The following is a 23,653-nucleotide window of genomic DNA, read 5'->3' as shown; positions in this document are numbered from 1 at the left end:
TGTGCTTCCTTGCCGATTTACGACAGGTTCCGCGCTGGAACCTTGGCTGAGTACAGCAGGGATTTTGTGGATTTCCAGCGACCCCAAAAAGCAAAGATCGCAGCCTTCGGCAGCTCCTACAGGTGAGTAGAAATACACTGTAGGAGCTGCCGAAGGCTGCGATCTTTTGATCTTGCGTGATCAATCGATGCCGACAAATCCCCCGGTCTGGTGCGCCCACAACCGCGCATACAACCCGCGATGGGCCAGCAGTTCGGCGTGGGTGCCGCTCTCGGCGATCTTGCCGTTTTCCAGCACCACCAGCCGGTCCATGCGGGCGATGGTTGAGAGGCGGTGGGCGATGGCGATCACGGTTTTGCCCTGCATCAGGGTTTCCAGGCTTTCCTGAATCGCCGCTTCGACTTCCGAATCCAGTGCCGAGGTTGCTTCGTCCATGATCAGGATCGGCGCGTCCTTGAGCAGCACCCGGGCGATCGCGATGCGCTGGCGCTGACCGCCGGACAATTTGACCCCGCGCTCGCCGACGTGTGCGTCGAAACCGGTGCGACCTTCAGCGTCCGACAGCAGCGGAATGAACTCGTCGGCGCGGGCCTTGTGCACCGCATCCCAGAGTTCGGCATCGGTGGCGTCAGGCTTGCCGTACAGCAGGTTGTCGCGGATCGAACGGTGCAGCAACGACGTGTCCTGAGTGATCATGCCGATCCGCGCGCGCAGGCTTTCCTGACCGACTTCGGCGATGTTCTGCCCATCGATCAGAATGCGTCCGCCCTCGACGTCGTAGAGGCGCAGCAGCAGGTTGACCAAGGTCGATTTGCCGGCACCGGACGGGCCGATCAAGCCGATTTTCTCACCCGGTTTGATGGTCAGGTTGAGGTCGCCGATGATGCCTTTCTTCCTGCCGTAGTGAAAATCCACATGCTCGAAACGCACTTCGCCACGGGCCACGGCCAGCGGTTTGGCCTGTTCGTGGTCGGTGACGCTGACCGGTTGCGAGATGGTCTGCAGACCGTCCTGGACCATGCCGATGTTTTCGAAGATGCCGGTGACCACCCACATGATCCAGCCGGACATGTTGACGATGCGGATCACCAGACCGGTCGCCAGGGCAATCGCGCCGACGGTGATCAGCGACTGGGTCCACAACCACAGCGCCAGTGCGGTGGTGCCGACGATCAGCAGGCCGTTCATGGTGGTGATCGCCACGTCCATGCTGGTCACCACGCGGCCGGCCATCTGCGCCTTGACCGTCTGCTCTTCGATGGCTTCCTTGGCGTAGTGCTGTTCGAAATTGGTGTGGGCGAACAGCTTGAGGGTGGCGATGTTGGTGTAACCGTCGACGATTCGCCCCATCAGTTTCGAGCGCGCGTCGGAGGCTTCCACCGAGCGATTTTTCACCCGTGGCACGAAGTAGTACAGCGCGCCGATGTAGGCGGCGATCCACGTCAGCAGCGGGATCATCAGGCGCCAGTCGGCCTCGGCGAACAGCACCAGCGAACTGATCGCGTAGATCAGCACGTGCCACAGTGCGTCCACGGCCTGCACCGCCGAATCACGCAGCGAGTTGCCGGTCTGCATGATGCGTTGGGCGATGCGCCCGGCGAAATCGTTCTGGAAGAAATTCAGGCTCTGCTTGAGCACGTAGCTGTGGTTCTGCCAGCGGATCATGCTGGTCATGCCGGGGCTTAGAGTCTGATGCACCAGCAGGTCGTGCAGGCCGAAGAAGATCGGCCGCAGCACCAGCGCCACCACCACCATCCAGGTCAGTTCGAGGGCGTGGTCGCTGAAGAAATTCGGGTTGGGCGTGCCCTGGGCCAGGTCGATGATGCGGCTCAGGTAACTGAACAGCGCCACTTCGATCAGTGCGGCGAACAGGCCGACGACGAGCAGGGCGGCAAAACTCGGCCAGACCTGCTTGAGGTAATAGGTATAGAAGGGCCAGACACGATCCGGTGGGGACGCGGTCGGAGCGTCGCGGAATATGTCGATCAGTTGTTCGAAACGGCGATAGAGCATCAGATAACCGCCCGGAAGCCGGGCTCTCCTTTTATCGGTGTGAGCGGCGTGGCGTCAGGCCCGCGCCGCTCGATACGCCCTGTACAGCTTAGTCGATGACTTTGGCCGACTTGATGATCACAGGGTCGGAAGGCACATTCTGCATGCCTTGTTTGGTGGTGGTCTGCGAGTTGACGATGATGTCGACCACGTCCATGCCCTTGACCACTTTGGCGAACACCGCGTAACCGGCATCACGGCCCGGATCGAGGAAGGCGTTGTCGGCCACGTTGATGAAGAACTGGCTGGTGGCCGAATCAGGGTTGGAAGTACGTGCCATCGACAGGGTGCCACGAACGTTATGCAGGCCATTGCTGGCTTCGTTCTTGATCGGTGCCTTGGTTTCTTTCTGCTGCATCTGTGGGGTGAAACCACCGCCCTGAGCCATGAAGCCCGGGATCACACGGTGAAAAATGGTGTTGGTGTAAAAGCCGCTGTTGACGTAATCCAGAAAGTTTTTGGTACTGATCGGCGCCTTGACCGGATCCAGTTCGATTTCGATCTGGCCGTTGGTGGTGTCCAGCAGCACGTGCGGTGCTTTTGCTGGCGTGGCCGCCATCAGGTTGGCGGCGAACAGCACAGTACCAGCGGCGAGGGCGAGTTTTTTCAGCATGGGTCAGTGATCCTGAGATTGAATATCGGCTGCGGCGAGAAACTCCAGCAGCGTTTGGTTGAAGCGTTCGGGTTGATCGAGCGGGGTGGCGTGGCGCGAGTCGGCGATCACCACCAGCCGCGCATCCGGCAGCAGTTTTACATAGGTTTCTTTCAGTGCCACCGGTGTGTAGTCACGGTCGGCGCTGACGATGAGGGTTGGACAGGTCACCCGGGAAAGTCGTTCCTGAACGCCCCAGCCAACAATCGCATCGAAGCTGGCGAGATAAGCACGTTTGTCGTTTTTTGCCCAGCGTTCGGCCATTTTCCGCCGTAGATCGGCCTGTTCCGGTTTTGGAAAAAGTTTGCTGCCCAGTGCCTTGCCGATGGTAGCCAGGCTGAGCACGCGCATCAGGCTCCAGCGCTTGAACCATTGCCAGTAATCGTCGCGGCTGCGGACTTTGACTTCGGGGGCGCTGTTGACGATGGTCAGGCTCTTGAGCCTGTGCGGATGATCGACGGCAAACTGAAAACCGATCATCCCGCCCATCGAAAGCCCCACGTAATGCACCGGGCCGAGGTTCAGATGCTTGATCAGGGCAAGCACGTCGGCGCTGAAACCGGCGATGCTGTAGCGCTCGCGGGGTTTGTCCGAGCGACCGTGGCCGCGTATGTCCGGGACGATCACTCGATAGTGCGCCGACAGCGCCGGGATCTGCATTTCCCAGTCCAGCGTGCTCGAACCGAGCCCGTGAACCAGCAGCAACGGCGTACCGTGGCCATATTCCTCGTAGTGCAGGTTGCAACCTTCGTGCTCGAAATAGGCCATCGGTGAACTCCGTGTCAGGCTTGTTCGGGGGCGGCGAACGGTGCGTCCAGCGGTAAGGTGTCGAAGGTGCGCAACAGTTCGATGAGAATTTGTGTCGCCGGGCCCAGTGGTTTGTCCTTGTTCGAATACAGGTAGAAGCTCGGGTTGCGGCTGCCGCCCTGATCCAACGGTAGCAGCTTGAGCGAACATTCCCTCAATTCCCGTTCGATCATGTGCCGTGGCAGCCAGGCAAAGCCCAGACCGCTGCTGACGAACGTCGCGGCGGTGGCCAGGCTGCCCACGGTCCAGCGCTGTTCGGCGCCGAGCCAGCCGACGTCCCGTGGTTGCTGGCGACCGGAGTCGCGGATCACCACCTGCATCTGGGTTTCCAGATCCTGGAAGCTCAGTTCGCGATTGAGTCGATGCAGAGCGTGATCGGGGTGGGCGACGGCGACAAATTCGACGTCGCTCAGTTCTGTACCGAGGTAGCCCGGGATGCTCAGGCCGGTGATCGCCAGATCGGCCACGCCTTCGAGCAAGACCTCTTCCACCCCCGACAACACCTCTTCGCGCAGACGCACGCGGCAGCCGCGACTCTGCGGCATGAACGCGGTCAGCACGCGGACGATGCGTGCGCTCGGGTAGGCGGCATCGACCACCAGCCGCACTTCGGCCTCCCAGCCTTGTTCCATGTGGTGGGCGAGGTCTTCCAGTTGGCTGGCCTGTTTCACCAGTTGCCGCGAGCGCCGCAGCAGCACGCCGCCGGCTTCGGTGAGCACCGCTTTGCGCCCGTCGATGCGCAGCAACGGCACGCCGAGCTGGTCCTGCATGCGGGCAACGGTGTAACTCACCGACGATTGCGAGCGGTGCAGCGCCTCGGCGGCCTGGGCGAAACCGCCGTGGTCGACCACGGCCTGCAATGTTCGCCATTGATCAAGGGTCACGCGGGGCGCTTTCATCAATAGCTCCTCTTGTCCTAAGCTGGCCGTCCCTCATGGAGACTGGCGAATGAAAAAATTCTGTTGTGTGTTGCTGGCGCTGCTGCCGCTGACGGCGTTTGCTTACCCGATCGACGTGCAGAAAAACCTCAATGGCCTGAAGATCGACTACGAAACCTACGACACCGACAAAGACATCGGCTCGATTCGTGTCGCCAACTACGGCGATGTCGATGCGCTGTGCAAAGCCGTGTTCAGCAATGGCCCGGAAGCACCGCGTACGCGCAACATCGAAGTGCCGGCCGGCAAACACAAGAACGCCACGGCCAAGTTCTCCCGCGAGATCATCAAGCTGCGCATCGAACTGAGCTGCACCCCGAAATAACGGCAATCCCCTGTAGGAGTGAGCCTGCTCGCGATAGCGGTGTGTCAGTAAATCCTGATGTATCTGACACACCGCTATCGCGAGCAGGCTCACTCCTACAAGGGTACAAACTGCATCTAAACGAATTATTCGATGCTTTGCAGTAATTATTTGCGCTTTTTCATCGATTCATCCCTGTTTAACCTTCACTCCATCGACCTACAACATTCCCGGATGGAGGCTACACACCATGTCCCGCGTTCTGATCATCGAAAGCAGCGCCCGCCAGCAAGACTCGGTTTCCCGTCAACTGACCCAGACCTTCATCAGCCAGTGGAAAGCCGCGCACCCCGACGATCAGATTACCGTGCGTGACCTGGCGGTGAATCCCGTCCCACACCTGGACATCAACCTGCTGGGTGGCTGGATGAAATCCGCCGAGCAGCGCAACGACAGCGAGCAGGCTTCGCTGGATCGCTCCAACGCATTGACCGACGAGTTACTGGCTGCTGACGTGCTGGTAATGGCCGCGCCGATGTACAACTTCGCGATCCCGAGCACCCTCAAGGCCTGGCTCGACCACGTGCTGCGTGCCGGCGTGACCTTCAAATACACCGAAACCGGCCCGCAAGGCCTGCTCAGCGGCAAGCGTGCCTACGTGCTCACCGCTCGTGGCGGCATCTACGCCGGCGGCCCGGCTGACCATCAGGAACCGTACCTGCGTCAGGTCATGGGCTTCATCGGCATCCACGACGTGACCTTCATTCACGCTGAAGGCATGAACCTGGGTGGCGACTTCCAGGAGAAGGGCCTGAATCAGGCCAATGCCAAACTGTCTCAGGTCGCTTGATATGTTAATCGCCAGATAATCGCCGATTGTTCTAGTGACCCGGCGCAACCCCTTCAAGGCTCTACGCGCATCGAACCTCCCTTTGCACTTGTTGCTCCTGAGTGCTGTAGCCCGATTGAACGCTTTAGCGAGATCGGGCTTTTTTTTGCCCGGGATTTCTCTGATTCACTGCTCTCCCTGTAGGAGCTGCCGCAGGCTGCGATCTTTTGATTTTAAAAAAACAAGATCAAAAGATCGTCCGAACCAGGCCCGAGCCTGCGGCAGCTCCTACAGGGGATTTGTGTTGGTTGCAGGATGTAAAAACCGCTATCGTCGCCGCCATTCGAAACAGAGGCGACCATGGGCTATCTACTTTTTGTCACGCTGATCCAGGCGTTTTCCTTCAGTCTGATCGGCGAATACCTCGCCGGGCATGTCGACAGCTACTTCGCAGTGCTGGTGCGCGTGGTGCTGGCCGGGCTGGTGTTCATTCCGCTGACCCGCTGGCGATCGGTGGAGCCCGCATTCATGCGCGGCATGCTGCTGATCGGCGCGTTGCAGTTCGGCATCACCTACGTCTGCCTGTACCTGAGCTTCCGGGTGCTGACGGTGCCGGAGGTGCTGCTGTTCACCATCCTCACGCCGTTGCACGTGACGCTAATCGAAGATGCGCTGAACCGACGGTTCAACCCGTGGGCGCTGGTGGCTGCACTGGTGGCGGTGGGTGGTGCGGCGGTGATTCGTTTTGACCGGATCAACCCGGATTTCTTCATGGGCTTTTTGCTGCTGCAACTGGCCAACTTCACCTACGCCGCAGGCCAGGTGATGTACAAACACCTGGTGGCAAAACACCCGAGCGATCTGCCGCACTACCGACGTTTTGGCTTCTTCTACCTCGGGGCACTGGCGGTGGTGTTGCCGGCGTTTCTGCTGTTCGGCAAAGCCAATTTCCTGCCCGAAGCGCCGCTGCAATGGGGCGTGTTGCTGTTCCTCGGCCTGGTCTCCACTGCGCTGGGGATGTACTGGTGGAACAAAGGCGCGTGCATGGTCAACGGCGGCACGCTGGCGGTGATGAACAACCTGCATGTACCGGTGGGTTTGCTGCTGAATCTGCTGATCTGGAATCAGCATGAAGAGCTCGGGCGATTGTTGCTCGGCGGCAGCGTAATTCTGGCGGCGGTGTGGATCAGCCGGTTGGGGATTCGCAAATCGCAGGCCATTGGCTGAATCTCTAATCAATACTTTATTTCCACCGCGATAACTATATACCGCACCTGATTACCGCTTGATCGACACGCTGTGCCCTACAGACAAGGAGTGACTGTATGGCACAGAACAATTTCAACGATGGAACGTCGGGAAGCGTCGTCATCCGAACCGGACCGCCCGCTTCGGGTGGCGGGTCGGGTGGTGGTTTTGGTGGCGGTGGCGGGGTATCGGGCGGCTTCGGCAAGGTCAGCAAGAGCAAGCAAAAGGCTCGGGCCCGGGCCAAAGCGGCGCACCGGCAAAAACAACAGCAAGAGCAAGCTGAAGCGGCGGCTCAGGCACAAGCCCAAGCGGCACAGGCACAAGCCGCCGCCGCACAGGTTCAGGAACAGGCGCGTCATCAAGCGCTGATGCAGTTCCTGGCGGGTTTGGCGCAGCGACATGACGCCATCAGGGCCGAGATCGATCGTCGCTTTGCCGAAAAGGCCGGTCAACTCTCGACCTCCCTGGAGCAAGAAGTCCTCGCTTCGCGCAGGCCACCGAACAGCGATGACAGTGAGCGTTGGCAGCTTTACCTGATTACGAAGGAAAAAGGCGAAATCGACGGGCTGCTCGCCCGCAAATCTGCGGAACTCGATGCAAAGAATGCGGCAGCCCGTTCCTTCGATGGACACGACCCGCTGACGCGCCTGTCCCATGACTATCTGACTCGGCTCGGCCAGTTTGGCCAAGCGCTCGATGACGGCCACCGGATCTGGGAAAGCGCATACACCGCTGCCCATGAAGCGCGCTTGTTGACCTCGCAGATCCAAACCCTGCGGGAAAGGTCTGCTGCGCTGGCCAGGCATCATGCCGAGCAGACCGTGGTCTGGCGTGCCAGGGAGGCAGTTTGGGAGGCTCAGCGCCAATACGCTGCACAGCGCGAGGCACGGGTTCGATTCAAGCAAAAGGCTGATGAAGATGCGCGGGTCAGTCGAACCCGACAGGCCAATACGCTGACCGTCCCGATGTCGTCGATGACGCACGGCGCGATGGTGTTGACGCGTTCCGGGGCACTCGTTGCCCAGCAAGCGGGGGCACTCATCGAGGCCGGTGTACGGCAAGCGATCAAACACCTTCCCCTCGCCATGCTGGTTCCCCATCCGTCCACGGTATTGATCGGCGGGTTGGTGTACTCGCCAACGCTGGGCGATGGAGAACTGACGCCGGAGCAGCGACGACGATTGTTTCAGTCTGTCGCCGTGCCTGCCCAGACGCTGGGGCTTCCTGATGAGCAAGCGCTTCGCTCGATCGCCGATTCCGGCGGGTCGGTGGAGATGCCTTATCGGCTCAAGCCTGAGGCCGTAGCGCAAGGCACCGCCGTCATTGCGGTCACCACCGGCAATGAGATCAGCGCCAGTGTGCCGGTCATCAATGCGGTGCTTGATCCGCTGACGGGCAACTACACCGCAGAAGTCCCTGGCTCACCACCCCGACACCTGCAGTTCACGCCCGATGCGAGCATCACCAAAGAGGTTCCGAGCCAGGGCCGGATAGCGCTGCTGCCACCGGTTGTTCAGGACTTGCCGAAGGGCGTCGACCTGCGCATTCAGGACTGCATCATCTGCGTGCCGGGCACGGCGCCGATGTACCTGTCCTTCAACCTGCCACCGTTGGGTGCGGGCGTCGTCACCGGCAACGGTCAACCCGCGACGGCTGACTGGTGGAACACGGTCAGCCGCAGCACCGGTGCAGCCATTCCCAGTCAGATCGGCGACCAGTTGCGTGGGCGGGAAATCCAATCGTTCGGCGCGTTTGACCAAGTGTTGTGGCAAACACTCGGTGAGCAACCCGCGTTGACCAGCCAGTTCGATGAGGTCAACAAAAAACGCGTCGAGCAAGGCTTCGCTCCCTATGCGCCGAAAAGCACCTGGGTGGGTGAGCGCCGGGAGTTCGAACTGCGCTTTGAGGACGATGCATCCGTTGGAGCGAATCCGTTCAATCTTGACCGGGTCAGCATTGTCGCGCCGCAAAGTGTCCACGGAAGACGTGGCGTTCTTCCCGCCGTCCAGCCTTGGCCGATTCCCCCGGTTGGCATTGGAACCTGGACCCCTCTGGTGCCACCGGGCAGCGAACACCTCGGGCCGACCACCACACCGATTTCCCCTTCGACACCCACGGCTTATCCCGGCAACCCGCTCATCCCGATCCTACCGGCAAACGAGACGTTTCCGGCTGTTGATGAAGGGCAGGCAGGTGCGAGTATTCCGGGGTTCCCGGGGGATATGGAGCTGCCTTCGCCGGATCTGGTGTTTGCCGGGCCGCCAGTTGAGCCGCTGGAGGTTGGGCCGTATAACGAACTCAGTGGGCGGAGCAGGGGGGATGGGTTGGATATTGACCATATTCCTTCAAGGAAGGCGTTGGAGTTGTATCTGCGGAATAATTTTCCCCATATGTCTCCGCGTGAGCGTCGAAATTTTCTTCAACGGGCTCCTAGCATTGCCATACCGTTTAATGTGCATCGAAAATTTAGTGAAACCTACGGAGGGCGTAATACCTCTTCAAAACAAGGGCAAGATGCGATCAATATCGAGAGTTCAGTCGATCAGAATTTTGATGCGATAAAAACTGGATTGTTGGAAGCAGGGTTTGCTGAGGCGGAAGTTGAAGCTGGGCGTAAAAAACTACATGTTCTTCACAAAGAGCAGGGGTGGTATTGATGAAATCTTTGAAGATTAGTGAGCTTATTGCAGGTGTAGGGCTTCGTTTTGGCGCTCTCGTCACACAGGGGTTACTTGATGAACAGCCTCTGGTGGAGCTATATCCGGGGTGTGACTTGCAAGATCTTGAGATTGAAAACGGGCTGGAGCTGACATTTCTCGCCGAGTCCAAGAAGCTGGAGAGCGTATTTATCACCTTGGTCAAGACGATGCCTATGACTGTCATTTACGAAGGTGATCTTCCAGCGCCCTTCAAGTCGGTTATGACACAAACCGATGTTCATGCAATTTTTGGAGCGGCTATGGAGACCCGGGGGCCGATAAAGATGCCCAAGCCAATGGGTCAAACTGGAGGTTGGGAATCCTATCTACTCGATCAAAATACCTATCCAGGTAAAAAGGTGGTGTTTCAATACACCGCTGACATGCAAGTCAAGACATTGGTTTTTACCATGGTGGAAAAGTAGCAAAAAACTAATTGTCTGAATGGTGTTCGCCGGAGATATGTTGTGATTTTTAAAGACAATCTTGAAGACTACACCGAGGTAGAGTTTTTAGAGTTTCTGCGCGCTCTTTATGAGGAAAGAGATGATATGTCTGCTGACGATTACGACGCTTTCATAATCAAGGGAGTAGAGCACTTCGAGCGGGTGACGCAGCATCCTGATCGCTCGGATGTGATTTTTTACCCGAAAGATGGGCAAGAGAGTACGCCTGAAGGTGTTCTGCGAGTCGTGAAAGATTGGCTCGCGCTCAGCGATAAACGGGGATTTAAGTCTGAATGATTTTTAAAGAGAAGTTTGAGCACTACACCGAAGCCGAGTTTTTATCTTTTCTACAAGGATTCGTGCACTTCCCCAGCGGGTTGGAGGGGGCGGCGTTAGAGGCCCATCTGGACAAATTGCTCGATCATTTCGAGCTAATTACCGAACACCCCGACCGCTCAGACGTGATCTTCTACCCCAAGGAGGGACGTGAAGACAGCCCCGAAGGCATCCTGAAAGAAGTGAAAGAGTGGCGCGCACTCAATAACAAACCGGGATTCAAACCTGAGTAACTTTATAGCAAGTGACTATGGAAGGAGGGCATTCACTTGAGTGCCCTTTGGCGTCATGCGGACATACAAGGAAGTAAAAACCATGAAACTCAAATCAACCCTCAGCGATTACACCGAGCCGGAGTTCCAGGCGCTGGTTGACCGGATCTGGGCCGTCGATATGCCCAAAGCGGATCATGACCGATTGATCAATCATTTCGACCAGATAGCGGGTCATCCCCAAGGTGCCGACCTGCTGTTTTATCCGCCACGGGATGAGTTCGACAACGTTTATCAGGCCGATACGGTGGTGTATTTCGTCAAGGACTGGCACCAGCAACAGGGCCGCGCCGCGTTCAAAGGACAAGCGATGCCTGCTGCCAACCTGTCTCACGCTCGCCCGAATGTCCCGTTCGATTGGACACGGATCACACAGCAGCGCATCGCGCAAAACCTTGCGGACATCAAGACGTTTTCCACTGATATGTCCATTGCGGAACAACAAGTACAAGCAGCCCTTGCGGTGCTGGAGCAACGCTTCAAGCATTTGCTTGAACAACAAGGTTCTCAATCTGGCGTAGATGAAAGTGCAGCGTCTATCCGGGCGCTGGAGGCGGCCGAGTTCGGTGCGAGGTCTGCCGTTCGCCGCTTTGTTACCCTGCAACTACGCATCAAGTTTGCAAGGGATGGCGCCCGCAATGATGTGGTGCATGCTCAAACCCTGCATGCGCAATGGCAAGGTATCGCCCAGCAACTCTCGACGATCTACGACAGTTCCATCGCGAAGGTGAACGTCTTCAATCAGCATCTTGCAAACGTGCAGAGCGAATTATTGTTGGCAACGGCCCAGAGTCGACTTGTCGATTTGCGTCGTCAGACGGGTGGTGACCCTGCGCGGCTCTTTGCGCCGCTTGCTTTCGTCGACGCGCGCCCGGCGATCCTTGTCGAGGATGCACTTTCGCCGTCATTGGAAAACCATCGTGTCGATCTGCAAAAAGCCATTCGTTCGGCGGTGGCTGAGTTCACCTGGCAAGTCACCTCGGGCGACGCAGTCCATCAAGGTCAATATGCCGCGATACTGGAGTTCGACTTTTTCAGCCGTGCCGAATCGGGGTTCTATGGGATTTGCCTTCCAGTGTCCGAATTTATTCCGGTTGAAGGCGTGGATTGGCAATACCTGTCTGCGACTCGGGCAGAGAAAGACCTGCCATTTCGAATGAGCAGCGGAACCTGTTCGGTACCGACCCGAAGATTGTCGCGAAGTCTGCGAGAAATCAAAACGCTGCAGCAGGCGTTCATTACACCGACAAATGGCTCCGCGATATCGCCGGGTGTCAGGGTGCGATCTGCTGCCTGGAATGAGGACTCGCAGACTTACGATTTCACCTCAGATGGTGCTTCAGCGGTTTCGGTGAGCTGGAGTACTCCCACCCCTTTGGACACCGCAATATCGTTTGCTCCTGATGTTGAAAACCGGTTGGAATTCGTTCAATCCAGCGCCGTGCCTTCGCTCGAAAACTTCCAGGATCTCTCAACGGTCAGCTTTGACGACTACGTTGTGGTTTTTCCCGAGGGATCTGGGCTCGCACCGCTGTACTTGATGTTCAGGGATCCGCGTGATGCAGCCGGGCAGTCGCTCATACCTGAGGCGCCAATTGCCCTACCAGAAACTCGATAAACGTCCGGGTGCGGCGACTGCGGCGTGCCCGCACGTTCCTACCCCGTGCCCGCTGCTCGGCCTCGTCCAGTGCCGCAATCACTTCCCGCGCCGCTTTCTTCCTGGCTCTGGAAGCCTTGGCTGAAGGTTACGAGATGTACTTCGGCACGACGCGTCCGGCATGGGCGTCGATTACGCCTGCACCATGGTGCATAAGGCGCCGCAGCGGCAGGCCTGATAAGTCGGCGGGACAAAAAAAAGACGCAACCTGGGTTGCGTCTTTTTTGTTGCGCTGAATAAAGCTCTACATCAAATGTTTTTCGGCTTCTGGAATGTGGCTTGCACCCAGCACCGCCGGCAACAACCCCGAACGCAAATCCCCGCCACTCGGCTGCTGATACAGACTCAAACCGAACTCCGGCAGCACCGCCAGCAGGTAATCGAAAATATCCCCCTGAATCCGCTCGTAATCGGCCCACACCGTGGTGGTCGTGAAGCAGTAGATTTCCAGCGGGATGCCCTGCGCGGTGGTCTGCATCTGGCGAACCATGCAGGTCATGTTCGGCTGCACCTCCGGGTGGCTCTTCAGGTAGGCCAGCGCATAGGCGCGGAAGGTGCCGATGTTGGTCATGCGCCGACGGTTGGCCGACATCGCCGCCACATTGCCCTGCGCCTCGTTCCACGCCTTGAGTTCGGCTTTCTTGCGTCCCATGTACGCGGTCAGAAGATGCACCTGGGAGAGTTTTTCCTCTTCATCGTCGCGGATGAAACGCACACCGCTGGCGTCGATGAACAGGCTGCGCTTGATCCGCCGCCCGCCCGACTGCTGCATGCCGCGCCAGTTGCGGAACGATTCGGACATCAGGCGCCAGGTCGGGATCGAGACGATGGTCTTGTCGAAGTTCTGCACCTTGACCGTGTGCAAGGTAATGTCGACCACGTCGCCATCGGCGCCCACTTGCGGCATTTCGATCCAGTCGCCGACCCGCAGCATGTCGTTGCTGGTCAGCTGTACGCTGGCGACGAACGACAGCAGAGTGTCCTTGTAGACCAACAGGATCACCGCCGACATCGCACCCAGACCGGACAGCAGCAACAACGGTGAACGGTCGATCAGGGTGGCAACGATGATGATCGCGCCAAACACGTACAGAACCATTTTCGCCAGTTGCACATAGCCCTTGATCGAGCGGGTGCGCGCGTGTTCGGTGCGGGCGTAGATGTCCAGCAACGCATTGAGCAGGGCGCTGACCGACAGCAGCAGGAACAGGATGGTGAACGACAGCGCCACGTTGCCAAGGAAGGTCATCGCGGTTTTGCTCAGTTCCGGCACCAGGTGCAGACCGAACTGGATCACCAGCGACGGCGTCATCTGCGCCAGACGTTGAAACACCTTGTTGTGGCGAAAGTCGTTGATCCAGTGCAGCGCCGGCTGGCGCCCGAGCATGCGGCTGGCGTGCAGGATCAGATAGCGCGCCACTCGTCCGAGGACCAGCGCGATCACCAACAGCAGCATCAGCGCCAGGCCGGATTGCAGGAACGGGTGCTGTTCGAGGGCACCCCAGAGGTCTTGGGCGTTGAGCCAGAGCTGTTTGAAATCCATGTGAGCAACGATTCTTCTGTAAGACGCGATGGGCGATTAGAGCATTTAAGACGCTGTGTATTACCGTTGGAGACAAATCGAGCAACAAAAAAGCCACTGATTACGCCCGTTTGTATAAAGAAACTCGGCCTGAGCGCTCGAAACCGGTAACCTATGCAGCTGTTTTTTTGCATATCTTCGAGGTAGCACCCGTGTTTTCCCAATTCGCCCTGCACGAACGCCTGCTCAAAGCCGTGGCCGAGCTGAAATTTGTCGAGCCAACGCCTGTGCAAGCAGCGGCCATTCCGCTGGCGCTCCAGGGGCGTGACCTGCGGGTGACGGCGCAAACCGGTAGCGGCAAGACCGCCGCTTTTGTCCTGCCGATCCTCAACCGCCTGATCGGCCCGGCGAAGATCCGCGTCAGCATCAAGACCCTGATCCTGCTGCCGACCCGCGAACTGGCCCAGCAGACCCTGAAGGAAGTCGAGCGCTTTTCGCAGTTCACTTTCATCAAGTCCGGCCTGATCACCGGCGGCGAAGACTTCAAAGTGCAGGCGGCCATGCTGCGCAAGGTGCCGGACATCCTGATCGGCACCCCGGGCCGGATGATCGAGCAACTCAACGCCGGCAACCTCGACCTCAAAGAAGTCGAAGTGCTGGTGCTCGACGAAGCCGACCGCATGCTCGACATGGGTTTCGCCGAAGATGTGCAACGTCTGGTCGACGAATGCCCGAACCGTCAGCAAACCATGCTGTTCTCCGCCACCACCGGCGGTTCCGGCCTGCGCGAGATGATCGCCAAGGTGCTGAACAACCCTGAGCACCTGCAGCTCAACGCAGTCAGCCAGCTGAACTCGACCACCCGTCAGCAGATCATCACTGCCGACCACAACCAGCACAAAGAACAGATCGTCAACTGGCTGCTGGCCAATGAGACCTACCAGAAGGCCATCGTCTTCACCAACACCCGCGCCATGGCCGACCGCATCTACGGCCGCCTCGTGGCTCAGGAATACAAGGCGTTCGTGCTGCACGGCGAAAAAGACCAGAAGGATCGCAAACTGGCGATCGATCGCCTGAAGCAGGGCGGCGTGAAGATTCTGGTAGCCACCGACGTCGCGGCCCGTGGTCTGGACGTTGATGGCCTGGATCTGGTAATCAACTTCGATATGCCGCGTAGTGGTGACGAATACGTGCACCGCATCGGTCGTACCGGCCGCGCTGGTAACGATGGTCTGGCGATCTCGCTGATCTGCCACGGCGACTGGAACCTGATGTCGAGCATCGAGCGCTACCTGAAGCAGAGCTTCGAGCGCCGCACCATCAAGGAAGTCAAAGGCACCTACGGCGGGCCGAAGAAGGTCAAGGCCTCGGGCAAAGCCGTCGGCGTGAAGAAGAAAAAGACCGACGCCAAGGGCGACAAGAAGAAAACCGCCGCCAAGACCCCGACCAAGCGCAAGAGCGCCAACCGGCCGAAGCCGGATTCTCTGGTCAGCAGCGACGGCATGGCCCCGCTCAAGCGCCGCAAGCCGGCAGAGCCTGCGGCTGAATAAGTCGTTTCAAGCGGCCAATAAAAAACCCGGACAGTGTCCGGGTTTTTTTATGCGCGGGATTTGTCAGCTCCCCAATTGTCCGCTGGTGTCGGCGTCAAAGCGCTGTTTGGCACGGTCCGCCGGCGGTTTGAGCAGCGCGAGCAGCTCGGCTTCGCTGTACAGCCGCGAATCCCCCAGCGCTTTCGGCGTTGGCTCGATCGGGATCAACACATCTTCGCCGTCAGCATGCAGCCAGATCGCCACGACGTGCAGCGCCGAGACAAACAGCACCCGCAGTTCAACGGTCTTGCCCTGCAGTTGTGGCGCCAGTTCCGCCAGTTTCAACGCGCCCACCGTGTCGGCGGCCCGGCTGCCGTGGTTCAGCGATGAGAACTCGACGTGCCCGCGAACTTCGGCCAGTTGCGCATCGGCAATGGTCACGCCATCGGCAAATACCAGGTAATGCCAGTCACCGATTCGCGCGTCCTTCAGGCCTTTGCCCTGACTCAGGTCGTCCAGCGTCAGCGAGTAGCTGCGATAAGCTTCGCTGAGGCTGACTTTGGCCGGTGTCGCATGGGCGAACTGGCGGTTGATGCCGAAGCCTTGGGTTTGCAGCGCCGCTTGCAGCACTGGTCGCAGGGTTTGAACGCCGTTGGACGGCGCCTTTGGATAAGTCAGTTGCATGATGTCGCCCTCCTAGTTTTTTACGGTGAAGTAAGTGTGAGTCCAGTTGCCGCCGCCGTTGTACGAACCCGGGAAGGAGTTCAGGGCACGGGTCGAGTAACCGTAGATCGAGTCAGCAATCAGCACGTAGTTGCCGTTGGTGCCATAGATCGTCAGGAAGTGCGCGCCGCCGCCGTACCAGGCACAGCGCAGGCTGACCGGGCGGCCCATGCTGATCTGGTTCTGGATAGCCGACATCTGCAGCGAACCCTGATTCATGCCGTTGTAGCTGCGGGTGGTTTGCAGGGCCGAATCCAGATAGCCGTAGACGTTGCATGGCCCCGGCTGGCTGCAGCAATTGCGGTCCAGTTGGGTGCTGGCGACACCGCATTGAGTCCAGTTTCCAGTGCCGTAATAGTTGCCGACCGAGGCGGACACGGCGGCCCAGCACCAGTTGGTCTGGGTCTGTTTCTGTACCGTGAAGTTGAGGCTGGCAGCGGCCGGTGCAGCGATTTGCAGCGCGGCTTCAACCTCGACCAATTGTGGATCGAGCAGATGGCCGACAAGGCATCTTGGCAGGCTTTCGCCAGTGAATGATGTTGCTTGAGTGGTTAACATTTTTCAGTCCTCCATGAATGAAAACAAGCGTCCAGCTTGTGATTGTGTTGCGGTATTGCCGAGCGATCGGTGGTTAACAGTTTTCATCTGCGATGAACGGTGCCGATCTCCTTGCTCGAGGTAAACCTTAGTTCGTATATGCATTTGTGCAAGAAAATAAATGCATTAATGCATTTTCAAGAGTAAAAGATCGCAGCCTGCGGCAGCTCCTACAGGGTTCGGTGTAGGAGCTGCCGCAGGCTGCGATCTTTTGATCTTGCTTTTTAGCCTTCGGTTTTCTTCTCGGCCGAATCCAGCTCTTTCAAGCGCTGATCAATCAACTGGCACTTGTCCGGCAAATCGGCACTGGTCGTGCCCAAATCCATTTTCTGCAACTCGGCGTTGATCTCCTTGGCCTTGGTCGGGTTCTGTTCGGTGAGTTTCGCTACTTCCTTGGCCAGTTGCTCACGTTTGGCGGTGGCTTCCTCGGGTGTGCAGGCCCAGACGGGCAGCGCGCAGGCGAGGGTGGCAGCGAGGGTGAGATTGATCAGGGTTTTCATGGGTGGGCCTCAGTTCCGGTTAAGGCGGGTTAATCGGTTGAGGGCTGGAGGGCGGAAAAAGTTCAGAGTTGTGGGGGCCAGCAAGGCTTGCCCCCACAGGTGTCAACTGTCATGACAGCAACTGGATTTTGTTTCTCCTTCATATCGGTCGTGGTGTCGCACCCATTCCATGATCTCCTCCTCATTGCGACCCTTGGGTGTGAGGTCGAGGTAGTTGTAGGCACCGACCAGCATGTCCAGACCTCGGGCGTAGGTTGAATAGGTGTGGAAAATCTCCCCGGCCTCATTGCGATAAAACACACTCAGCCCCGGCATCTCTTCCTCGGCGCTGTCAGTCTTTTCGTAGTTGTAGGTAGCTTCTCCTGCTTCCGCGTCTTTGGCGCGGGCGCAAACACCAAAGTCGTAGTTGAAATCAGAACCTTCTGACGACACCCAGTCGAATTTCCAGTTCATACGACGCTTGAAGGCCTGAAACTGTTCGAACGGTGCGTGGGAGACCGCCACCACCGCAATATCGTGATGCGCCAGATGCTGGTTCGCGCCGTCGATGTGGTCGGACAGGAACGAGCAGCCCTGGCACCCTTCTTTCCAGTCCTTGGCGAACATGAAGTGGTAAACGATCAATTGACTGTGCTGGCCGAACAGGTCGCCCAGTTTCAGCTCGCCGTGCGGGCCGTTGAAGCGGTAGTCCTTGTCGACTTTGACCCAGGGCAATGCGCGGCGTTTGGCGCTCAAGCGGTCGCGCTCGCGGGTGAAGGCCTTTTCGTCGGCCAGATGCTGTTTGCGCGCAGCGAGCCATTCTTCGCGCGACACCACCGGATGATTCTCAACGTTCATGATGATTTCTCCTGCGGGGGTTGAAACCGTCTCTGTCAGACTAGTCGTTTAACCCTCGATCAATTCGACAGACCGCCGGTCGGTCGCCGCGAAAAATGCGGCTGAACGGCTGCGGCACGCTCGGGTCACAACCTATGACAGCGCCCTAAATCACGCGCACCGGAGGTTGAATCAGGATGACGACTTATAACTGGGATTTGATTGAACGCTTGCTGCATGAAGTGCAGAACAGTGCTGGCGAAAGTTTCGCTCCGCGAAAATATGCCGAGGATTATGCCGCGGCGAAAGCCAGCGCCGGTGAGCCGATCGAGAATCTGGATCACTTGAAGACGGTGGCCTGCGAATACGAAGGCTTGTTGCTTGATCGTGGATTTATCGAACCGCGCCCGGATCATATGGGCAGTACTGGCAACAATTTCATTCTGACCCCGCGTGGTTCCAGCCTGTTGAGCCTGATCGACAGCAGCATTCCCGGCAATGATCATCCGCGGCAGGTGCTGGATGAGCAGGAAGATGCACTGGATGAAGCGACATTTGATGAAGTGGCTTCAAAGGCGCAGATTGCCTGAAAGTAAAAGATCGCAGCCTCCGGCAGCTCCTGCACATACCCTGTAGGAGCTGCCGAAGGCTGCGATCTTTTGATCTTCTATTCCTGCTTTACTGCCTTCAGACACTTCAAATCATTGAAGTCCTTACGCACACCCTCGATCTTCTTCAACAACCGCTGACGCTGCTGCGGCGTACTCTCGGCCATCAAATCAACCGCCAGTGAGCGCGCCTGTGCTTCGGTGTTGGCGTAGGCTTTCTGATAATCCGCTGTCCATAAACGTTCACGATTGACCAGAAGCGTCTCGATTCGCTGTGGGAATTCGGGACTTTTGCGCTGGGCGACGGCATTGCTGAACTGTTGCTGCCAATGCGCGCGGTTGGCGATCCATTGGGTATTCTGATCGCCCAGTGCGGTTGACCAGGCCATCACCCGTTGTTCCTGAGTGGCGCTCAACGGGCCAAGCCAGTCGGTCAGGCGCTTGTCCATGCGTGCGCCACGTTCGGCGATCTGCTGCGCCAGCGGCGGTTTGACGTATTCTTTTTCCCGTTTGCGCAGGTCCTTGGCGAACGCGTCGTTCATCTCGGCGACTTGCTTGTCGTCCAGCCCTTGCAGCAATTCGATGGCCGACGGTGTGATCTGGCGGGCGGTTTCGGCGATGGCTTTTTTCGCTTCTACGGTTCGCGCTTGCAGTGCCGCGTCCGTCACCTGATTGGTTTCGACCATCGCCTGCAAGCGATCCAGCCAGTCGAGGTAGCCCGGCAATTGCGTGGTGCAGTGCCAGTTCAGGTGTTCCTTGAGCCGTTCGTTGAACCAGTCCTTTTGTTCACCGTTCATGTCCAGGTAGTCGCCGAGCGTCCACGGAATGATCACGTCGAGATTGCGATAGGCCAGCCCGACGCGGCTGCAGGCGCCGAGGGCGAGGGTGAAGATCAGCAGGGTGGCGAGGTATTTGAACCAGCGAGACATGAGCGAATCCTTGCGAGAGCCTGACGTCTGATTCTTATGTGAACGCAGGAAGCTCCTGGCAGTTCAGCCGATCAATAGAACGCGCGCTCGGCCTTCAGCGTGACCAGCCCGTCGCACTCGCTGTTTTGTCCGGAGTAAGCAGAGCAATCGCTGCCGCTGAGGCTGGAGTTGCTGTAGATCAGGTCGAGGTCGACGCCCATGAACGGGCGGGAAAATTTCACCGACCAATCGGTAAAACTGCTGACATAACCACCGTCCACCGACACGGGCGTGTTCAATTGGTGGGTGGTGTACTTCATGCTGATCCCGATGCCGAACGGCTGATTGCCGCCAAGGTCGGCGAACAGCGTGTTGTTCTGTTTGTCCGGGTCGTTGCTGAAGGCCACGCCGAAACGGCTGCCGAGCAGGGTCAGGCCGCCGAACAGTTCCTGGCTGTCGAGGGTGTCCACTTTGGGGTAGCTGTAGTGGATCATCCCGACTTCGTAGCCGAGCGACTGATCGAAAGGTTGTTTGAAGCCGACGTAGGAATCGATTTCCAGATTCTTGCCCGGGGTAAGGCCCATGCTTGGAGCATACTGGCCGACATACAGGCCGCTGTCGTGGCTCAAATCAAGGCCGCCGTGGAAGGAACCGACCGCCGCCGGCTTGACCAGCCCCTGAGCCATGCTGCGGCTGGGCGTGGTGCCGAGCTTGAGATCGAAGTCACCGAGTTCGCGCTGGAAAATCTGCGCGTGCGTGGTTGAGCAGGCCAGCAGGCCTACCAGTAATAAACAGGAATTTGATTTGAGCATGCGTCACTCCATGAACAGCGAGGGCAGGCTTTAGCCTGCTGAAACGCTTGATCCAGACGCGTGCAAGGATACCGGCGAATATTCGGCAATGATGGCCGTTCGTCGATTTTCAAAAGATTTGATTAAACAGAAGGAGGGGTAACGCGGGTGCCAGTCCAGACGCTTCGAAGCTCAAAGCGTCTCAGGACGGGTGTATTGCCGGTTGTTACTTCTTGCCCAGGCTGATCTGCTTGGACGGACCGAACGTCTGGCCGCTGACGCCTTTGGCAATTTGCTGGATTTCACCGCCGGACTTGAGGAACGCTGCGATTTGATCGTTGATCGATTCGCTGGTTTCAACGGCTGGAGCTGGCTTTGCTTTGCTGGTGGATGCTTTTACACGCATGGCGGCCATTAACCTGTAGAAAAGTAACTCGGCCAGGCATCGTACAGGAATAACTTGACAATTGCTTGATAAATATCCCCCGGAATAACTGAGCGCGTGGGTGGAGTATTCTCGATTAATTAATCGAAATACTCCCCTAAGCCACTGTTTTGAATAAGAACATTTATTTGTAATCAGTGAAAATATCCCGAGTGAAATGAAGCGTCAGGCCCCGCGTTGGCCTGACGAGTGGCAATCGGGTGGCGTCAGACCGAGGAAAATCAAGGCGACCCGCAGATTTTCTCGAACGGGTGCTCCACCAGCGAACGGCAGAGGCAAAACCGGGTAGAATGCCGCCCACGCAATGAGGGTTCTGGAAAATGGCTTTAGTCGGGCGTTACAACAGTTTGCAAGTGGTTAAACACACTAACTTCGGTTTATATCTGGACGGTGGTGCCGACGGCGAAATTCTTTTGCCTAACCGTTATATCCCTAAAGATATTCCCAGCGAAGATGAAGACTGGCTCAACGTTTTTATTTATCTGGACAGCGAAGACAAACTTCTCGCTACCACTGAAAAACCAAAAGTTCAGGTTGGTGAATTTGCCAGCCTGAAAGTAGTTGAAGTCAACAGTATCGGTGTGTTCCTCGATTGGGGGCTGCCGAAGGATCTGTTGCTGCCGTATTCCGAAGAAAAGCGCCAGATGACCGCTGGCGAGTACTGCGTGGTGCACGTCTATCTCGACAAACATACGCGCCGCATCACCGCTACTGCGCGACTGGATCGCTACCTCGATAAGACGCCGGCCAACTACAGCGCCGGGCAGGAAGTCGATTTGCTGGTTGCCGAAGCCACCGACATGGGTTTCAAGGCGATCATCAACAACAAGCACTGGGGCTTGATTCACAAGAATGAGATCTTCAAGTTCATGCGTTCGGGCATGCGCGAGAAGGGTTTCATCAAGGAAGTGCGCGCCGACGGCAAGATCAGCCTCAGCCTGCAACCGGTGGGGCAGGAAGCAGCCAGCAGCCTGAGTTCGAAGATCCTCAGCAAGTTGCGCGAAAGCAACGGCACGCTGGCCATCAGTGACAAGAGCGATCCGGCGCTGATCAGCAGCATGTTCGGGGTCAGCAAGGGCAACTTCAAGAAGGCCATCGGTTCGCTGTACAAGGAAGGCAAGATCGTCATTCACGCCGATCGCATTGAACTAACCTGAGCCACCGCCGGCCCCATGTAGGAGCTGCCGCAGGCTGCGATCTTTGCCTTTGAAGATCAAAAGATCGCAGCCTGCGGCAGCTCCTACATGAGGGTTTGCAGATGAAGAAAGCGTTGATTGCCTATGGCGCCACACTGCTGGCGTTTCTGTTGCTCGACGGTATCTGGCTCGGTGTATTGATGGCGCCGACCTACCGCGAGCTACTTGGTTCGCTGATGCTCGAAAAACCGCTGCTGGTTCCGGCAGCGGTTTTTTATTGCCTGTACGTTTTTGGTTGCGTGCAGTTTGTGGTGTTGCCGGCGCTGAGCTGGCAACGGGCGGCACGCATGGGCGCGTTGTTGGGGCTGGTGGCGTATGGCACGTATGACCTGACCAATTGGGCGACATTGCGTGGGTGGTCGGTGCAGGTGAGTTTGCTGGATTGGGCATGGGGGACGTTTGCCACTGCTGTGGCTTGCTCGGTCGGATTTTTGGTGACGAAACGACTACTGAGTTCACCTCCCTGATCTGCGTTGTTCAAACTGACGTCATCGCTGGCAAGCCAGACTCCCACAGAGTTTTGTGTCCAACAAAGAATCAGTGAGCAAACCGGTCATTGTGGGAGCTGGCTTGCCAGCGAATGGCGGCGCACCCGACGGCCATTCACCGCTGACGTTCCTGACGCAGACAAAGTCTTTTTCAGACGGCTTTTTTTACCCGAGTGATTGATAATCCCTGACACAGATTTTTTGACCAGTGGATGGCTGCCATGTTGTGTGTGTTCGAGGTGTTGCGGTGAGTGTCGAGCGGCGCAATGCCGATGGGTTTGCCTTGCAGGTGATGATCGGCCTGTGCCTGATCTGGGGCGTGCAGCAAGTGATGATCAAGTGGGCCGCGCCGGACATCGCGCCGGTGATGCAGGCCGCCGGGCGCTCGGGGATTTCCGCGTTGCTGGTGGGCCTGCTGCTGTGCTGGAAGGGTGGCTGGGATCAAGTCGGCAACACCTGGCGCGGCGGCTTGCTGGCCGGTGCGTTGTTCGGTCTGGAGTTCTTCTTCATCGCCGAAGGCCTGCAACTGACCACCGCCGCGCACATGTCGGTGTTCCTTTACACCGCGCCGATTTTCACCGCGCTGGGCGTGCATTTCCTTCTGGCGAGCGAGCGCCTGCGCCCGCTGCAATGGCTGGGAATTCTGCTCGCGTTCGTCGGCATCGCGATAGCCTTCGCCGGCGGTGTGTCGTGGGACAACCTCGACCGGCGGATGCTGCTGGGCGATGCATTTGGTGTCATCGCCGGCGCTTGCTGGGGCGCGACTACCGTGGTGGTGCGCGCTTCGCGGCTGTCGGAAGCGCCGGTAACCTTGACCCTGTTCTATCAGTTGATCGTCGGCTTCGTCGGGCTGCTGTTGATCGCGTTGTTCAGCGGTCAGATCAGCCACGTCAGCCTGACCACCGTGGCGGTGGCCAGCGTGTTGTTCCAGGGGCTGGTGGTGTCGTTCTTCAGTTACCTGACCTGGTTCTGGCTGCTGCGGCGCTATCTGGCGGCCAATCTGGCGGTGTTTTCGTTCATGACACCGCTGTTCGGCGTCACCTTCGGCGTGGTGCTGCTGGGTGAAGAACTGACGGTGAACTTCGTCATCGGCGCGGTGCTGGTGTTGCTGGGCATCACCTTTGTCAGCGCTGAGCAGTGGGTGCGTCGGCGTTTGCGCAAAGCCCTCGGCCAGCGCTGACCGATTGCAGCGCCAGCCCGCCGGCAATCAGCAGGCCGCTGCCGGCAATGATCAGCGCCGGTTGCAGACCACCGCTGAAATGGCTGCTCAACGCCGCCAGCAGCGGC

Annotated in this window: 25 protein-coding genes and 2 pseudogenes; 14 read left to right on the top strand and 13 right to left on the bottom strand. The window is 58.1% G+C overall.

Annotation, left to right across the window (positions count from 1 at the left end):
- Positions 1–180: 180 nt before the first annotated feature.
- The 4 genes from DBR18_RS04405 to DBR18_RS04390 form a co-directional block, all read right to left on the bottom strand.
- The gene (locus DBR18_RS04405; protein WP_108589394.1) at positions 181–2,013 is read right to left on the bottom strand and encodes an ABC transporter ATP-binding protein; all 1,833 of its coding nucleotides are present in this window, start codon (positions 2,011–2,013) and stop codon (positions 181–183) included.
- An 88-nt stretch (positions 2,014–2,101) separates the two neighbouring features.
- Positions 2,102–2,665 carry a peptidylprolyl isomerase gene (locus DBR18_RS04400; protein WP_047292371.1) on the bottom strand — a complete coding sequence of 188 codons (564 nt, stop codon included), beginning with the start codon at positions 2,663–2,665 and terminating at the stop codon, positions 2,102–2,104.
- 3 nt (positions 2,666–2,668) lie between these two features.
- A complete protein-coding gene (locus tag DBR18_RS04395) occupies positions 2,669–3,472 on the bottom strand; it encodes an alpha/beta fold hydrolase (RefSeq protein ID WP_108589393.1) in 804 nt (267 codons plus the stop codon).
- A 14-nt stretch (positions 3,473–3,486) separates the two neighbouring features.
- A complete protein-coding gene (locus DBR18_RS04390; RefSeq protein ID WP_108589392.1) occupies positions 3,487–4,410 on the bottom strand; it encodes a LysR family transcriptional regulator in 924 nt (307 codons plus the stop codon).
- Between the two features lie 49 nt (positions 4,411–4,459).
- Here DBR18_RS04390 and DBR18_RS04385 point away from each other — a divergent pair, with 49 nt between their 5' ends.
- The 9 genes and pseudogenes from DBR18_RS04385 to DBR18_RS30205 all read left to right on the top strand — a co-directional run.
- The gene (locus DBR18_RS04385; protein WP_108589391.1) at positions 4,460–4,774 is read left to right on the top strand and encodes a 3-phosphoglycerate kinase; all 315 of its coding nucleotides are present in this window, start codon (positions 4,460–4,462) and stop codon (positions 4,772–4,774) included.
- Between the two features lie 229 nt (positions 4,775–5,003).
- Positions 5,004–5,603 (top strand): FMN-dependent NADH-azoreductase, encoded by a 600-nt coding sequence (locus DBR18_RS04375; RefSeq protein ID WP_108589390.1) that lies wholly within the window; start codon positions 5,004–5,006, stop codon positions 5,601–5,603.
- A 339-nt stretch (positions 5,604–5,942) separates the two neighbouring features.
- Positions 5,943–6,809, top strand: coding sequence for a carboxylate/amino acid/amine transporter (locus DBR18_RS04370; protein WP_108589389.1), 867 nt, complete (start codon positions 5,943–5,945; stop codon positions 6,807–6,809).
- A gap of 98 nt (positions 6,810–6,907) precedes the next feature.
- The gene (locus DBR18_RS04365) at positions 6,908–9,487 is read left to right on the top strand and encodes an S-type pyocin domain-containing protein (RefSeq protein WP_108589388.1); all 2,580 of its coding nucleotides are present in this window, start codon (positions 6,908–6,910) and stop codon (positions 9,485–9,487) included.
- Positions 9,487–9,954, top strand: coding sequence for a DUF6392 family protein (locus DBR18_RS04360; RefSeq protein WP_108589387.1), 468 nt, complete (start codon positions 9,487–9,489; stop codon positions 9,952–9,954). Before DBR18_RS04365 ends, DBR18_RS04360 begins: the two co-directional genes overlap by 1 nt.
- 42 nt (positions 9,955–9,996) lie before the next feature.
- Complete coding sequence (locus DBR18_RS04355; RefSeq protein WP_108589386.1) at positions 9,997–10,272, top strand: bacteriocin immunity protein; 276 nt, start codon at positions 9,997–9,999, stop codon at positions 10,270–10,272.
- Positions 10,269–10,544 (top strand): bacteriocin immunity protein, encoded by a 276-nt coding sequence (locus DBR18_RS04350; protein ID WP_108589385.1) that lies wholly within the window; start codon positions 10,269–10,271, stop codon positions 10,542–10,544. The genes DBR18_RS04355 and DBR18_RS04350 overlap by 4 nt, the downstream gene beginning before the upstream one ends.
- 82 nt (positions 10,545–10,626) lie before the next feature.
- Positions 10,627–12,201 (top strand): bacteriocin immunity protein, encoded by a 1,575-nt coding sequence (locus DBR18_RS04345; protein ID WP_108589455.1) that lies wholly within the window; start codon positions 10,627–10,629, stop codon positions 12,199–12,201.
- Positions 12,202–12,337: 136 nt separating this feature from the next.
- Positions 12,338–12,418, top strand: a pseudogene (locus tag DBR18_RS30205) (hydrolase); the annotation flags it as partial.
- Positions 12,419–12,484: 66 nt separating this feature from the next.
- Here the strand turns inward: DBR18_RS30205 and DBR18_RS04335 are convergent.
- The gene (locus DBR18_RS04335; RefSeq protein WP_108589384.1) at positions 12,485–13,783 is read right to left on the bottom strand and encodes a mechanosensitive ion channel family protein; all 1,299 of its coding nucleotides are present in this window, start codon (positions 13,781–13,783) and stop codon (positions 12,485–12,487) included.
- A gap of 191 nt (positions 13,784–13,974) precedes the next feature.
- On the opposite strand from DBR18_RS04335, the gene DBR18_RS04330 reads away from it, so the two are divergent.
- The gene (locus DBR18_RS04330) at positions 13,975–15,315 is read left to right on the top strand and encodes a DEAD/DEAH box helicase (RefSeq protein WP_041070247.1); all 1,341 of its coding nucleotides are present in this window, start codon (positions 13,975–13,977) and stop codon (positions 15,313–15,315) included.
- A 63-nt stretch (positions 15,316–15,378) separates the two neighbouring features.
- Here the strand turns inward: DBR18_RS04330 and DBR18_RS04325 are convergent, their stop codons facing one another.
- The 4 genes from DBR18_RS04325 to DBR18_RS04310 form a co-directional block, all read right to left on the bottom strand.
- Positions 15,379–15,978: a hypothetical protein gene (locus DBR18_RS04325; protein ID WP_108589383.1), complete on the bottom strand. Its 600-nt coding sequence runs from the start codon at positions 15,976–15,978 to the stop codon at positions 15,379–15,381.
- 12 nt (positions 15,979–15,990) lie between these two features.
- Positions 15,991–16,575 carry a papain-like cysteine protease family protein gene (locus DBR18_RS04320; RefSeq protein WP_108589382.1) on the bottom strand — a complete coding sequence of 195 codons (585 nt, stop codon included), beginning with the start codon at positions 16,573–16,575 and terminating at the stop codon, positions 15,991–15,993.
- Positions 16,576–16,838: 263 nt separating this feature from the next.
- Complete coding sequence (locus DBR18_RS04315) at positions 16,839–17,114, bottom strand: hypothetical protein (protein ID WP_108589381.1); 276 nt, start codon at positions 17,112–17,114, stop codon at positions 16,839–16,841.
- Positions 17,115–17,216: 102 nt separating this feature from the next.
- On the bottom strand, positions 17,217–17,951 hold the full coding sequence (locus tag DBR18_RS04310) for a thioredoxin family protein (RefSeq protein WP_108589380.1): 735 nt from the start codon (positions 17,949–17,951) through the stop codon (positions 17,217–17,219).
- 176 nt (positions 17,952–18,127) lie between these two features.
- Here DBR18_RS04310 and DBR18_RS04305 point away from each other — a divergent pair, with 176 nt between their 5' ends.
- Complete coding sequence (locus DBR18_RS04305; RefSeq protein ID WP_108589379.1) at positions 18,128–18,520, top strand: transcriptional regulator; 393 nt, start codon at positions 18,128–18,130, stop codon at positions 18,518–18,520.
- Between the two features lie 77 nt (positions 18,521–18,597).
- On the opposite strand, the gene DBR18_RS04300 is transcribed toward DBR18_RS04305, so the two are convergent.
- The 3 genes from DBR18_RS04300 to DBR18_RS04290 all read right to left on the bottom strand — a co-directional run bounded on the left by DBR18_RS04300 (position 18,598) and on the right by DBR18_RS04290 (position 20,652).
- Positions 18,598–19,467, bottom strand: coding sequence for a DUF6279 family lipoprotein (locus DBR18_RS04300; protein ID WP_108589378.1), 870 nt, complete (start codon positions 19,465–19,467; stop codon positions 18,598–18,600).
- Positions 19,468–19,538: 71 nt separating this feature from the next.
- Positions 19,539–20,258, bottom strand: coding sequence for a TorF family putative porin (locus tag DBR18_RS04295; RefSeq protein WP_108589377.1), 720 nt, complete (start codon positions 20,256–20,258; stop codon positions 19,539–19,541).
- A 205-nt stretch (positions 20,259–20,463) separates the two neighbouring features.
- Positions 20,464–20,652 carry a hypothetical protein gene (locus tag DBR18_RS04290; protein WP_016985943.1) on the bottom strand — a complete coding sequence of 63 codons (189 nt, stop codon included), beginning with the start codon at positions 20,650–20,652 and terminating at the stop codon, positions 20,464–20,466.
- Positions 20,653–21,002: 350 nt separating this feature from the next.
- On the opposite strand from DBR18_RS04290, the gene DBR18_RS04285 reads away from it, so the two are divergent.
- From DBR18_RS04285 to DBR18_RS04275, 3 genes are all read left to right on the top strand, one after another.
- Complete coding sequence (locus DBR18_RS04285; protein WP_108589376.1) at positions 21,003–21,839, top strand: S1 RNA-binding domain-containing protein; 837 nt, start codon at positions 21,003–21,005, stop codon at positions 21,837–21,839.
- 101 nt (positions 21,840–21,940) lie between these two features.
- Entirely contained in the window at positions 21,941–22,345 is a 405-nt protein-coding gene (locus DBR18_RS04280; protein ID WP_108589375.1) for a DUF2177 family protein, read from the top strand.
- A gap of 268 nt (positions 22,346–22,613) precedes the next feature.
- Complete coding sequence (locus tag DBR18_RS04275) at positions 22,614–23,546, top strand: DMT family transporter (protein ID WP_108589374.1); 933 nt, start codon at positions 22,614–22,616, stop codon at positions 23,544–23,546.
- On the opposite strand, the pseudogene DBR18_RS28710 reads toward DBR18_RS04275, so the two are convergent.
- A pseudogene (locus DBR18_RS28710) lies at positions 23,491–23,653 on the bottom strand (hypothetical protein); the annotation flags it as partial. The gene DBR18_RS04275 and the pseudogene DBR18_RS28710 sit on opposite strands and share 56 nt — an antisense overlap.

The sequence above is a fragment of the Pseudomonas sp. HMWF021 genome (assembly GCF_003061005.1).
GTDB lineage: Bacteria > Pseudomonadota > Gammaproteobacteria > Pseudomonadales > Pseudomonadaceae > Aquipseudomonas.
The sequence above is the reverse complement of the archived record's forward strand: the minus strand, read 5'-3'. Positions and strand labels throughout refer to the sequence as shown.